The sequence below is a fragment of the Actinotalea sp. JY-7885 genome, assembly GCF_014525465.1.
In the GTDB taxonomy this organism is placed as follows: domain Bacteria; phylum Actinomycetota; class Actinomycetes; order Actinomycetales; family Cellulomonadaceae; genus Actinotalea.
Genome location: NZ_JACEXH010000012.1, coordinates 20892 through 33598 on the forward strand (window position 1 = coordinate 20892; position 12707 = coordinate 33598).

Consider the following 12707-nt stretch of genomic DNA (forward strand, 5'->3'; position numbering starts at 1 on the left):
GACAATGCACGGGCCGCGGCGGCGCCGCGGTCCGGGGGCTCGGTGCCGGCATCGTCCACGCGGTCATGCAGGCCGCGGTCCGGGCTGTCACGCTTTCACGGCGGCGCTGGGTGTCGCGTCGGTGACAGGTTAGGACGCCCACCCCCGCGGCCTCTAGATGCCGTGCCTCACCACGCTCGACCGCAGGGCCGGACGGGTGGTCGTCCTCGTCACGTTCCACCTGATGGCCCGGCGGCGGGCTAGAACCCCAGCTTTCTGAGCCAGACCAGGAGCTCGTCCTCGCGCCGCTGCGCCTCATCCTCCTGCCACGGGCCCAGCTCGGCCGAGTCCACCAGTACGCCGTCCCGGAGGTAGATGACGCGGTCGCCGCGGGCGGCGCAGCCGGGGTCGTGGGTGACCATGACGATCGTGGTCCCGTCCCGATGTACGTCCGTGAGGGCGTCCATCACCTCCGTCGACATGGTGCTGTTCAGCGCGCCGGTGGGCTCGTCCGCGAACAGCACCGCCGGCTCGCCCGCCAACGCCCGGCAGATCGACGCCCGCTGCAGCTGGCCGCCGGACACCTGGGTGATGCCGTGATCCTTGAGGTGCGCGATCCCGAACCGCGCCATCAGCGCGTCCACCCGCGTGACGGCGGCGTGCCGACCGCCCCGGGGCGCCGCCTTGAGGGCGGGCAGCAGGATGTTGTCCCGCACGTCGAGGTTGCTCAGGAAGTGCGGCTGCTGGAAGACGAAGCCCATGCGCGTCAGGCGGACCGTGCTCATCTCGGCGTCGCTCAGCGAGGTCAGCTCGCGCCCCTCGAGCACCACGTTCCCGCTGGTGGGCCGGTCCATGCCGCTGACGCTGTAGAGCAGCGTGGACTTGCCGGAGCCGGAGGCGCCCATGATGACGAGGAACTCGCCCGTCCGGACCGTCAGGTCGATGCCGCGCAGCACCTCGGTGGGCGGGTCGGTGGAGTAGTACGTCTTGCTCAGTGCCTGTGACTCCAGGGTCACCGGTGCCTGACTCATGAGCTGCCCTCTCATCCTCGTAGCCACTGGCTCTTGTCGGTGCGCGCGATCCCGGCCGTGAGCAGGGCGACGCCGAGGTACCCCGCCCCGAGCAGCAGCAGCGGGTACAGCACGTACACCAGCCACGGGTTCGGGATGAACGTCAGGTCGGTGATCCCGAGCTGGAGGGCGCCCAGCGCGGTGCTCGCCAGCGACTGCCCTGCGGTGGCCGCGAACATGAGGCCCAGCACCGTCCCGGCGGCCACCAGGAGCAGCGTCTTGGTCCGTACCTGCCACACGATCTCGCGCGCGGAGAACCCGATCGCGGTCAGCACCCCCATCGTGGAGCGGTCGCGCGTGAGCCTGAGCTTGAGGAACAGGCTCGTGATCAGCACCGCGACCCCGAGCCCGAACGCCAGCGCGATCCAGGCGGCCCCGCGCAGCGAGCCGATCAGGACCCCCAGGACCTCCGCCACGTACTCCTGCGTCGGCTTCACACCGGCGCTCGGGAACCGCTCGTCGTACTCGTCGGCGATCGCGCTCGGATCCGCCCCGTCGTCGGCCACGTCGGCATAGACCACGTAGGCCGAGGCGCCCTCGCTCACCTCGCCGGGCATCGTGGCGCTCAGCCCGCCGTCGGTGATGCCCTGGTAGATCCCGCTGACCCGCACCGTGGTCGCGTCCCCGGCGGGGTCGCGGATGCTCAGATCGTCCCCGACGCCCACCTGGTACTTGTCCGCGTTGAGGACCGACAGCGCGATCTGACCGTCCCGCGGCGGGCCGCCCTCGCCGAACCGGAGCCCGCCCTCGTCGGGGTGGTCCCCGACCTCGACGCGCAGTCTGGCCCGCCCGTCCTCGGTGTCGGCGCTGTAGTCGACGTAGGCGTAGGTCTGCACGTCGGTGAGCCGGTCGTCGGCCGCCATCGCGGCGACCAGCCGGTCCTTCACGCCGTCGACGTCGTCCTGGAACCGCACATCGGCGCGCAGGTCACGCTCCGGCGCACCGAGGTAGGTGACGAACCGAGGGCTCTCGAACGTGCTGACCAGGTTCGCCGGGAGGGCGATGAGCACCGCGGTCAGGAAGAACACGATCGGCACCAGCACCCACGCCCTGGCCTCCGCCCGCAGGTCGAGCAGGGCCAGGTGCCGGTTGATGCCGGCACCCGACGACGACAGTCCCGTCCGCCGCACCCAGCGCGCCTGCCGCTTCGCCCGGCGGACCGCCTGCCTCTCGTCGAGGGTGCTGCCGTGGACGAGGGCGTCGACGACCTCGATCCGCTTGACCGCCCCGAGGACGCTGCGGCAGATCCCGAGGACGATCACGTAGACGGTGGCGAGTGCGATCAGCGGCACCAGGAGCGTCCAGACGCCCACGGGCGCCGTCGCGAAGCTCGTCTGGATGCCCTGCGTCAGCGCGTCCGCCGCGACGACCGCAAGCAAGCCGCCCACGACGCACGCGACCAGCGTCAGGATGCGGTACTTCGTCAGGTGGAGCCCGGCGATCGTGCGGCTGGGGATGCCGATCGCCTTCATCGCGCCGATCTCGCGGACCTGGTCCTCCAGCGTTGCCCGGATGACGAAGCGCAGGTTGAGGAGCGCGATCGCGACCAGGACCAGGCTGACGAACACCAGCGCGACGGCGACGAGGCCGTCGCTGATCATGCTGATGATCTGCACCTGCTGGCCGGTGATCGCCTGGCCGTTGGTCGGCAGGCCCCCCGCGCCCTCGTACGCGGTCTGCATCGCGTTCGCTGAACCGCCGGCCGTCAGCCGGTACTCCACGATGATCTCCGGCGTGGCGCCGCCGGCCCGCCTCAGCACCTCGAAGTCCTCCCGGTGGATCAGGAACCGGGACGACGGTGAGAGCGAGGCGGCCATCTGGGCGTCCTTCACCGTCCCCTGCACCTCGAGCTCGTGCGTCCCGGAGGCGGTGCGGATCGCGAGGACGTCCCCGGCACGCAGGCCGTGCTGCTGCTCGTAGAGGACGGGGACGTACACCTCACCGGCCGCGGGTTGGACGACGCCGCCGGTCTCGTCGACCAGGAAGTCGAACTCCTCGTTCTGGGTGACGAAGAGGTTGTCGATCCGGCTGGCGGCCAGGTCGCCGCTCTCGCCGGTGTCCGGGCGGGTCCAGGACAGGGAGGCGCTGTCGTGCCCGAGCATCTCCTCGATGAGCCAGGCGTCGATCTCCGCGTCGTGGTCCGCCGCGAACTGCTCCAGCGCGGCCTCGTCGTAGTCCCCCAGGTGCATCTGCAGGAAGTCCGGGGGCTTCCCGTGCTCGGACAGCTGAGAGATGGACCCGGCCAGCCGCTCGATGACCATCGACCCGGTGGCCATGAGGAAGGCGCTCAGCATCAGGATGACGAGCAGCGCCGCGCTGACGCCCTTGTTCTTGATCAGGTCGTTGGCCGCGAACCGGAGGTGGAGCCGCTCCTCGTTCTCCACTGTGGCGCTCCGCATCCCTGCACCTGCGACGACGACATCCGGACGGCTCCACCCTGTCCAGGATGCTGACCGGTGGGAATGGTGCGGATCCCTGATCCGACCCTGGTCTTGGTGCGCGCGGACCCTGATGCCGAGGGTCGGTTCCCCTGAGCGGCTCGGCCCGCTCGCTCCTGCGCGTCTGACCGTGGGCGCCGTCACGGGACGGCTCACCGGCCGCTCGCTCGCGGTCAGTGAGCGGCAGATCGGCGAGACGACCGTGCTATCCGGGCATTCCCCCGATGGCGGGCGCATCCAGGACGAGGTGTCGTGCCCAGGAACTTTGTTTGACACGCGCGAGGCGGCTGGCACGCGCGGAGCGACGTGGCAGTCTGGCCCGCGAGGCGCTCCGCGGGGAGCGCGGGGGGAATGGCGATGTCGTGGTGGCGCGGCCGGCGAGACGGCACTGAGGCGGAGATGGCTCCGTCGCTCCCCGCGACCGCCGAGCCCACGGCCGCGGGGTGGGGCGCCATCGACGCGGCGTGTGAGCGCCTGTACGGCGACCAGCCTCCGCGTCACGTCGGCTACATCCCTGGCCGTGCGTTCGGCTCCGTCCTCCAGGGCTGTAGCGCCTACCGGGCTGACGACCACTGGCACTACGTGACGTACGGGCTGAGCAACCTCTTCGACGAGAACGAGGGCGAGAACGACGGCCTCAGCGGCTGGGGGTACGAGCTGACCTGGCGTGTTCGCGACCTGGCCTCCGAGGCCCAGGCTCCGGGATGGCCGTTCACGGTCCTGCAGCGCCTGGCGAAGTGGGCCTCTGATTCGGGGGTCCTGCTCGAGGAAGGCAGCCGCCTGACGATCGGCAGTCCGGTCACCGGCTACCCGCACACCGACGGTCCCGACACTCACCTGACAGGCATCCTGCTGGCGAGCGACCCTGAGCTGGGTGAGATCGACACGGCTAACGGCCGCCTTCGCTTCCTCCAGTTCGTCGCGGTCGACGCGGAGAGCCTCGGCCTCGCGCAGGAGCGGGGCTCGGCACGGGTGCTCGAGCGCCTGGGTCAGGCCGACCCGCTGATGGTCACCGTCGTCGGCGGCTGAGGGCCTCCGCGACGGCGTACTCCGCGTCACCTGGTGCACCGCGGACGATCGTCTCGGTGTGGTCGCGCCCAAGGATCGGAAGCGAGCGCGCCTCTCGACACCCCGCAGATCCTTCTGCCGCTGTGCTCGACCCACGGGCTCCGTCACCGGGCGCATCACGACGACCTCACCGGCCTGTGGCGAACCGCGTGGCCCTGTGGGACCGGCTGGCCGATCGCCTGGACGTCGCGGGCCGACGGGGCGCCGGGGCGCCGGTCAGGCTGACTCTCCACGTCTCCGAGATCGCCGCTGGGCTCACGCCTCAGCGATCGCGCGCCGGAGGTCCGCGCCGGACGACACGATGACCGCCCTGGCGATGAAGTCGTCGGGCAGGTGCGCGCGTACTGCTTCGCTCCAGACGATCGCCGGTTCCCCCATGGGCAGCAGCGTCATGCTGCCCGCCTCCAGCACCCGCGCCAGCAGGTCCCAAGCGCGCTCGCCGCCCACGTGGTTGACCATGAACCCGGTTCCCGGGTCGCGGATGCCGTAGAGGTCCGCCGTGCCGTCCTCGAAGCCCAGCTCGGCGAAGTCGAACTCAGGTTCGGTCCTCACGACGTGGGGAGCGAGGATGGCGCGGAGCGCCGCCCGCCGCGCCTACGGTTACCGCCGCCGGGCGGTCAGCGTGAACGTCGCCGGCAGCCGCTCCGGACGCTCCCGCAGCCGGTACTCGCCCACCGCCTCGTCCAGCACCATCAGCCCCGGCAGCGCGTCCCACGGTGCGCTGTCGTGCTCGGTCAGCGACGTCAGCTCGAGGCCCGCGTCCAGCACGGCGGTGACGATCTCGCCGAGCCCGTGGTTCCACTCCATCGACCGCGGCTGCGCGACCTTCTCGCTCCCGGCGTAGCTGTACTCGTCCTCCCAGACGAGCGGCTCGGCCTGCTCGAAGTAGGGCAGCTCGAGCGCGGGCGTCAGCCCGCCGGGCCCGGTGATCCACGGCTGCTGCGCGCGGTCCTCGTGCTCCGCGCCGACCGCCATGGCGAGCGCCGCCAGCATCACGGGGTGCCCGTCGCGGAGGAAGAGCCGGCCACCCGGGCGCAGCAGGGCCGCGACGGTCTGCGCCCAGCGGCTGATGCTCGGCAGCCAGCAGATCGCGCCGATGCCGGTGTAGACGACGTCGAACGTCCGGCCGCCGAGCGCGTCAGGTGCGGCGTACACGTCGGACCGCACGTACTCGATGTCCGCCCCGGCGCGCGCCGCCAGCGTCCGCGCCTCGTCGAGCGAGGTGCCCGAGAGGTCGACGCCGGTGACCCGCGCGCCCAGGCGGGCGAGGCTCAGGGTGTCGGTGCCGATGTGGCACTGCAGGTGCACGATGTCGAGGCCGTCGACGTCGCCCAGCCGCGGGAGGTCGAAGCTCACCACGCTCGACAGGCGCTGCGGGTCGGCCAGCAACCCGTCGATGTCGTAGGCCCGCGCGTGCACCGACGCCCGGCTGTCCCAGTTGGTGCGGTTGAGGTCCAGGTACTCGTCGGAAGGCACGCGCCGGACGCTAGCAGCGCGAGAAAGGCCTGGGCCCCGCGGGGGGCCGCGTGGATGATGGCCGCCATGCCCCAGCGCGTCCGCCTGCTCGAGGTTCCCTACGACTCCGGCCACCTCGCCGCACGCCACGGCGCCGGCCCGACCGCCCTCGTCGCCGCCGGCGCGGCGCGACGGCTGACCGGCACGGGCGCCGTCGTCGACCACGCCCGCCTGGAGCTCGACATCCCCGACGGCTTCAGCATCGAGGCGGCCACGGGGACGGAGGTCATGCGGCGCGTCGCCGAGGACGTCGCCGCGCACCCCGAGCACCTGCCCGTGGTGCTGGCCGGCAACTGCGGGGTCACCCTCGGCGTCGTCGCGGGCCTGCGGCTGCGGGCACCCGAGCGGCGCGTGGCCGTCCTGTGGTTCGACGCCCACGGCGACCTGCAGAGCCCGGCGACGTCGGCGAGCGGGTTCTTCGACGGCATGGGCTTCGCGATGATGGGCGGCCGGTGCTGGCAGGCGCTCGCCGGGACCGTCCCCGGCCACGAGCCCCTGCCCGACGAGCGCGCCGTCCTCGTCGGCGGGCACGACCTCGACCCCGCCGAGCGCGACCTCATCGACTCGTCCGGCCTGACGTGGCTCAGCGTCGCCGACATCCGCGCCGGCCACACCGGTGAGGTGCTCGACCGGGTCGCCGCCCACGCCGACGCCGTGCACATCCACGTCGACCTCGACGTCCACGACCCCTCGGTCGCGCCCGCCAACTCCTACGCGGTGCCCGGCGGCCTGACCCCCGACGAGGTCCGCGACACGGTCACTGCGGCCGTCGAACGGCTGCCGCTCGCCTCGGCGACCATCGCCTCGTGGGACCCGAGCCGCGACGTCGGGGACCGCATGCGCGACACCGGGCTCGCGCTCATCGAGCTGCTCGGGACGCTCGGTCAGGCGGCGCCCAGCAGCGCGAGGTCCCGGCGGATGTAGCGCAGGTGCGCCCACTCCTCCTCGAGGATCACGCGGAAGCAGTCGCCGACGGTGGGGTGCCAGTCGTCGCCCGGGCCCCACGGGTTGTCGCGCTCCTCCGCGACCAGCTCGGGCGTGGCCTCGGCCAGGGCGTCGGTCACCATCTGCTGACGCTCGGCGCGCACCGCCAGGATCTCCTCGTAGGTCGGCAGGTCCGTGCGGAAGACGGACACGTCGTAGCCCATCTCGGCGGCACCGGAGAAGATCACGCCGATCTCGTGGAACGGCTGCGGCATCCGCAGGATCCCGCCGCGCAGCCAGGCGTCGGTCGCCAGGACGAGGTGCCGCAGGGTCTCGGCGAGGGACCACTCGTCCTCGACGTGGGCGTCCCGGAGCTCCGGCGGCGTGCCCTCGACCGTCGTCCGCCACGCCGCCTGCACGGCGGCCCAGCCCTCGCGCAGCCCCTCGGGCGTCGTCGACTTCTGCAGCTCGCGGCCCGGGAACTGCCGGTTGAGCTCGGCGTCCACGAGCGGCACCACGTCGACGCCGTTGACGATGAGGCTGCCGAACCACAGGTCGTGGCTGTCGATGTCGAGCCCGTCCACGTCGACACCGCGCATCGTCACGCCGCTGAGGTCGGCGAACCGGAGCGTGGCGCCCTTGAAGCTCGCCTGGAGGAAGGTCGCGCCCTCGAACTCCTTCGTGCGGGAGTATGTCGTCATCGCCCCAGGATGCACCCGTGGGCAACCCCCCGGACGGACCGCTCCGGTGTCGAGCCGCGGCGACGGCGCCGAGCGCACCGTGGACCACGTGCACTGCTGGGTCACGGCGCTGCCGGGGGGCGAGGACGGCGTCGGGATCTGGTCGCAGGACGGCGTGACCGCCGTCGCAGGGCACAGCTGGGAAGGGACTCCTGACCTCGGCCGACGTCGGCTCCGGTTCCGACCACGGCGCAGTTGGTGGTTGACTGAACCTCGGCACGTGCGCACGCCCGCGGGGAGGCGGACGCAGGTGCCCGCTCGGCGCCGGATCGCTCTCGGCGCCTGCACCGACCACTGGTCGGCGGAGCCGGGATCGTTCCGCCCTGACCCGGCGCCCACCGCGGCGCCTCGGTGGTCAGCGACTCGAGCGCGGGCCTGTGCCCGCGCGGTTCGGGCGGCTGCGGCGCGGTGCGCCGCGCGACCGCAGCGCGTGCGTCGAAGGAGGAGTTCGTGGCAGGACAAGGCCGCCGTCGATCCGGTGGTGGGCGCGCCGATGCCGGCACCCAGCGTCGCCGGTCCCCGCGCCGCGACGAGCAGGGGCTCATCCCCGTGCTCGCCGACGTCGCCCGCGAGGTGGACAACGCCGTGCGCCAGCCGCCCACGCGTCCCGCCGTTCGGGTGAAGTTCCAGGTCGTCGCGCTGCTGGTCCGCGAGGAGCGGGCGCGGGTCATGGCCGACGAGGAGCTGTCCGCCGCCAAGCGCACCCAGGAGCTCAAGCGGCTCGACGGCGTCGCGACGATCCTGGCGAAGATCGCCGCCCGCGACACGTCCCTGCTCGGCCTCCTGGCCGACGACGCCCGCGTCTCCGACACGGCCCGCGCGCTCAAGGCGAGCATGATGCGCGACGCCGGCATGGAGCCGCCCGAGGAGCCCGAGCCCGAACCGGCGCCCGCGCCGGCGCCCGGTTCCGAGAAGCGCGTGGTGCCGCGCTCGGTGATCTCGCGCCAGCTCGCGAACCCCTTCCTCGCCCCCGACTTCGAGGCCGCCGCCGAGCGCAGCGCCGCCCGTGCCCGCCGCCTGGCCGGGTGGGAGCTGCTGGAGCCGCTCTTCCGCTCCTTCGAGTACGCGGCCACGGGCGCCCCGGCGTGCATGCCGCTGCCCGACGGCCGCCTGGTGTCCGCGCCGCTCGGCCGCGAGCTCATGCCGCACCAGGCGCAGGTCGTCGCCGCGGCGGCCCGCGGGCACCGCACCTTCCTGCTCGCCGACGAGCCCGGCCTCGGCAAGACCGCGCAGGCGCTCCTCGCCGCGCAGGCCGCCGACGCCTTCCCGCTGCTGGTCGTGGTCCCCAACGTCGTCAAGACGAACTGGGCGCACGAGGTGGGGATGTGGACGCCGCACCGCCGCGCCACGGTGCTGCACGGCGACGGCGAGGACGTCGACGCGTTCGCCGACGTCGTCATCGTCAACTACGAGATCCTCGACCGGCACGTGGGCTGGCTCGGTGACCTGGGCTTCCGCGGCATGGTCGTCGACGAGGCGCACTTCATCAAGAACAAGTCGTCCCAGCGCTCGCAGAACGTGCTCGCGCTCTCGGAGCGGATCCGGGAGCGGACCGCGCGGCCGCTGCTCATGGCGCTGACCGGTACGCCGCTGATCAACGACATCGAGGACTTCCGCGCGATCTGGCAGTTCCTCGGCTGGATCGACGACGAGAAGCCCATCGGCGCGCTGATGACCGCGCTCGAGGAGACCGGGCTGACGCCGGCCGACCCCGGCTTCTACGCCTCCGCGCGCGAGAACGTGATCAAGATGGGCATCGTGCGCCGCCGCAAGGTCGACGTCGTCGCCGACATCCCCGCGCGCCGGGTGGCCGACCTGCCGGTCGAGCTCGACGGCGCCGTCGGCCGCTCCATCCGCGCGTCGGAGCAGGCGCTCGCGCGCCGGATGGTCGAGCAGTACAAGACCGCGCGCCAGATGCGCCCGGACGAGGAGCTCGTGGACGGCCTCGACCTGCGGCTGGTGCGCCGCGTGGCGGCGTCGGAGCTCAAGGACTCGAGCTCGAAGGCCAAGGGCGAGAACGTCTTCACGATGGTGCGGCGGATCGGCCAGGCCAAGGCCGGGCTCGCGGCCGACTACGCCGCGCAGCTGGCCCGCAACGTGGGCAAGGTCGTGTTCTTCGCCAAGCACGTCGACGTCATGGACCAGGCCGAGCAGACCTTCGCCGACCGCGGCATCCGCTACGCCTCGATCCGCGGCGACCAGAGCGCCAAGGTGCGCGAGAAGAACATCGCCGCCTTCACGGACGAGCCCGACGTGCAGATCGCCGTGTGCTCGCTCATGGCCGCCGGCGTGGGGCTGAACCTCCAGGTCGCCTCCAACCTGGTGCTGGCCGAGCTGTCGTGGACCGACGCCGAGCAGACCCAGGCCATCGACCGCATCCACCGCATCGGCCAGTCCGAGCCGGTCACGGCGTGGCGGATCATCGCCGCGCAGACCATCGACGCCAAGATCGCCGAGCTGATCGACAGCAAGTCGGGCCTGGCCGCGCGCGCGCTGGACGGGGCGGGGGAGAGCGACGCGTCGTCGACCGACGTGCAGCTCGAGGCGCTGGTCTCGCTGCTCACCGACGCGCTGGCCGCGGAGGGCGTGGGCTGACGGGACGCGCCGTCGTGGCGCCGGCTCGTCACGACGGCGCCGTCCCCGTTCGTCCGCCGGTGGCGGAACCTCTCGGCGCCCAGGGCCGTTGCGCTCAAGAGGCACGTCCCGCCGGGGAGGTGCACGATCACACTGACGGGGCACGGCCCGGGGCGCCTCACGAGGGGAGTGTGGTGTGAAGGGCAACGCGACGTCCGTGCACCGCAACGCGGCGCTGCTGTCCCTGGCGACGACGACGGCGGAGCGCGTCACCACCTCCGCGGACATCGACCGCCGGCTCGCTCCCGCGCTGGAGCGGCTGCGGCTGCCCACCGGCCTCCTGGAGCGCGTCGCCGGCGTCCACGAGCGCCGGAACTGGGGTTCCGGGCAGACCTTCGACGCCGCCGCCGTCGCCGCCGGCGAGAAGGCGCTCGCCGAGGCGGGCGTGGACCGCAGCGACGTCGGGATGGTCATCAACACCTCCGTCACGCGCAAGCACCTCGAGCCCTCGGTCGCGGTCCGGATCCACCACGGGCTCGGCATGCCGCCGTCGGCCGTGAACTTCGACCTCGCCAACGCCTGCCTGGGCTTCGTCAGCGGCATGACGCTCGCCTCCCAGCTCATCGACGCCGGGCAGATCCAGTACGCCGTCGTCGTCGACGGGGAGGACGCCGACGAGATCCAGGACGTGACGATCGACCGGCTCAACGGCCCCGACGTGACCCGCCGGGACTTCCTGCGCGAGTTCCCGACGCTGACCCTCGGCTCCGGGGCCGTCGCCGCGGTGCTCGGCCGGGCGGACGCCCATCCCGCGGGCCACCGGGTCCTCGGCGGGGTCACGCGCGCGGCCACCCAGTTCAACGAGCTGTGCGTGGGCGGCGTGAACGGGATGGTCACCGACGCCAAGGCCCTGCTGACCGGCGGGCTGGAGCTGGTCATGGCTGCGTGGAAGGAGGCCAGGGCCGACTGGAGCTGGTCCGCGATGGACCGCTACATCCTCCACCAGGTCTCGGACGTGCACACCGACGCGATCGTCAAGGCGGCCAAGCTCGACCGCTCGCGCGTCCCGCTGACCTACCCGAGGTTCGGCAACGTCGGCCCCGCCTCCATCCCCATGACGCTCGCGCACGAGGCGCCGTCGCTGGGCCCCGGCGACCGCGTGCTCCTCATGGGCGTCGGCTCGGGCATCAACACGGCCATGACGGAGATCGCCTGGTGACGAGCCCGCTCCCGGGCTCGGCCCGCTCGACGGCGCCCGCCTGCCTGCCCCCGCACGGGCTCGACGGCCTCGACCCGTCCCTCTCGCGCCTGGTCACGGCCGGGCCGGACGGGCGCACCTGGCACCTGCTCGACAACGCCGGCCACCTCGCCCGCCTCGGCGCCGCGCCGGTGGGCACCCTGCTGTGCGTGCACGGCAACCCCACGTGGTCCTACCTGTGGCGTCGCCTCCTCACCCAGGCCACCGCCCGGGCCGCGGCCGGCGGCGACGCGTGGCGCGTGGTCGCCGTCGACCAGCTCGAGATGGGCTGGTCGGAGCGCACCGGGCAGCGCCGTGACGTGCGGCAGCGCGCGGCGGACCTCGGCGACCTGACGGCGGCGCTCGCCCTGGCGGGGCCCGTGGTCACGGTCGGCCACGACTGGGGCGGGGCGATCAGCCTCGGGTGGGCCGTGGACCACCCTGACCTGCTCGCGGGCGTGGTCCTGCTCAACACCGCGGTGCACCAGCCCGAGCACCTGCCCGTCCCGGCGCCCCTGCGCCTCGCGCTGCGCCCGCGGGTCCTGGGGCCGGCGACCGTGGCCACGCCCGCGTTCCTCGAGACCACCCTCGCGCTGGCACGCCCCCGCCTGGCGGCGGCGGTCCGCGAGGCGTACCGCGCCCCCTACCGCGGTGCGGGCCGCCGCGGCGGGATCGGCGGGTTCGTCGCCGACATCCCCGTGGACGCCACGCACCCGAGCGCGGCGGAGGTCGACCGCATCGCCGACGGCGTGCGCGGGCTCCGCGTCCCGGCCCTGCTGCTGTGGGGCCCGGGCGACCCGGTGTTCGGCGACCAGTACCTCGAGGACCTCGTCGACCGGCTGCCCCACGCGGACGTGCACCGCTACGAGGGCGCCGGGCACCTGGTCGCCGAGGACGTCGACTACGCGGGCGCGGTGCTCGACTGGCTCTCGGGTGCGGGTGCGGGTGCGGGTGCGGGTGCGGGTGCGTCGGCCGTCGCGTCGCCGACCGACCCGCCGACCCAGCCCTACCGCCCGCTCTGGCACCACCTCGACGAGCAGCGGCACAGCGGCGAGACGGCCCTGGTCGACATGGCGCCGCCCGGCGGGGGCGGCCCGCGCGTGGTCAGCTGGTCGCTGCTCGCCCGGCGCGTGCGCGAGCTCGCCGCCGGGCTGGCCGCCGT

10 protein-coding genes are annotated in these 12707 nt (G+C 73.2%); 5 read left to right on the plus strand and 5 right to left on the minus strand.

The genetic code is table 11. The features are described from left to right. Positions 1-239: 239 nt before the first annotated feature. The gene (locus IDM29_RS02540) at positions 240-1010 is read right to left on the minus strand and encodes an ABC transporter ATP-binding protein (RefSeq protein WP_188037170.1); all 771 of its coding nucleotides are present in this window, start codon (positions 1008-1010) and stop codon (positions 240-242) included. 11 nt (positions 1011-1021) lie between these two features. Further along, positions 1022-3448, minus strand: coding sequence for an ABC transporter permease (locus tag IDM29_RS02545; RefSeq protein ID WP_188037171.1), 2427 nt, complete (start codon positions 3446-3448; stop codon positions 1022-1024). Positions 3449-3886: 438 nt separating this feature from the next. Between IDM29_RS02545 and IDM29_RS02550 the strand changes: the two genes are divergently transcribed. Beyond that, a complete protein-coding gene (locus IDM29_RS02550; RefSeq protein WP_255499812.1) occupies positions 3887-4516 on the plus strand; it encodes a suppressor of fused domain protein in 630 nt (209 codons plus the stop codon). A gap of 294 nt (positions 4517-4810) precedes the next feature. Here IDM29_RS02550 and IDM29_RS02555 read toward each other — a convergent pair whose 3' ends face one another. Together IDM29_RS02555 and IDM29_RS02560 are read right to left on the minus strand one after the other, a co-directional pair. After that, entirely contained in the window at positions 4811-5107 is a 297-nt protein-coding gene (locus IDM29_RS02555; protein ID WP_188037173.1) for a hypothetical protein, read from the minus strand. A 48-nt stretch (positions 5108-5155) separates the two neighbouring features. Then, positions 5156-6031, minus strand: coding sequence for a bifunctional 2-polyprenyl-6-hydroxyphenol methylase/3-demethylubiquinol 3-O-methyltransferase UbiG (locus tag IDM29_RS02560; RefSeq protein ID WP_188037174.1), 876 nt, complete (start codon positions 6029-6031; stop codon positions 5156-5158). Positions 6032-6097: 66 nt separating this feature from the next. Between IDM29_RS02560 and IDM29_RS02565 the strand changes: the two genes are divergently transcribed. After that, positions 6098-6994, plus strand: coding sequence for an arginase family protein (locus tag IDM29_RS02565; protein ID WP_188037175.1), 897 nt, complete (start codon positions 6098-6100; stop codon positions 6992-6994). Here IDM29_RS02565 and IDM29_RS02570 read toward each other — a convergent pair. Next, positions 6955-7695: a DinB family protein gene (locus IDM29_RS02570; protein ID WP_188037176.1), complete on the minus strand. Its 741-nt coding sequence runs from the start codon at positions 7693-7695 to the stop codon at positions 6955-6957. The genes IDM29_RS02565 and IDM29_RS02570 overlap by 40 nt on opposite strands. A gap of 489 nt (positions 7696-8184) precedes the next feature. Here IDM29_RS02570 and IDM29_RS02575 point away from each other — a divergent pair, with 489 nt between their 5' ends. The 3 genes from IDM29_RS02575 to IDM29_RS02585 all read left to right on the plus strand — a co-directional run. Next, positions 8185-10329: a DEAD/DEAH box helicase gene (locus IDM29_RS02575; RefSeq protein ID WP_182113149.1), complete on the plus strand. Its 2145-nt coding sequence runs from the start codon at positions 8185-8187 to the stop codon at positions 10327-10329. A 175-nt stretch (positions 10330-10504) separates the two neighbouring features. Beyond that, positions 10505-11527: a 3-oxoacyl-ACP synthase III gene (locus IDM29_RS02580; RefSeq protein ID WP_188037177.1), complete on the plus strand. Its 1023-nt coding sequence runs from the start codon at positions 10505-10507 to the stop codon at positions 11525-11527. Next, the coding region (locus IDM29_RS02585; RefSeq protein ID WP_188037178.1) for an alpha/beta fold hydrolase at positions 11524-12707 on the plus strand (1184 nt) is incomplete at its 3' end. The genes IDM29_RS02580 and IDM29_RS02585, both read left to right, overlap by 4 nt.

Coding starts and splice junctions, on each gene's coding strand:
- IDM29_RS02565 (WP_188037175.1), top strand. CDS start 6,098: ATGCCCCAGCGCGTCCGCCTGCTCGAGGTTCCCTACGACTCCGGCCAC.
- IDM29_RS02550 (WP_255499812.1), top strand. CDS start 3,887: ATGGCTCCGTCGCTCCCCGCGACCGCCGAGCCCACGGCCGCGGGGTGG.
- IDM29_RS02570 (WP_188037176.1), bottom strand. CDS start 7,695: ATGACGACATACTCCCGCACGAAGGAGTTCGAGGGCGCGACCTTCCTC.
- IDM29_RS02540 (WP_188037170.1), bottom strand. CDS start 1,010: ATGAGTCAGGCACCGGTGACCCTGGAGTCACAGGCACTGAGCAAGACG.
- IDM29_RS02545 (WP_188037171.1), bottom strand. CDS start 3,448: ATGCGGAGCGCCACAGTGGAGAACGAGGAGCGGCTCCACCTCCGGTTC.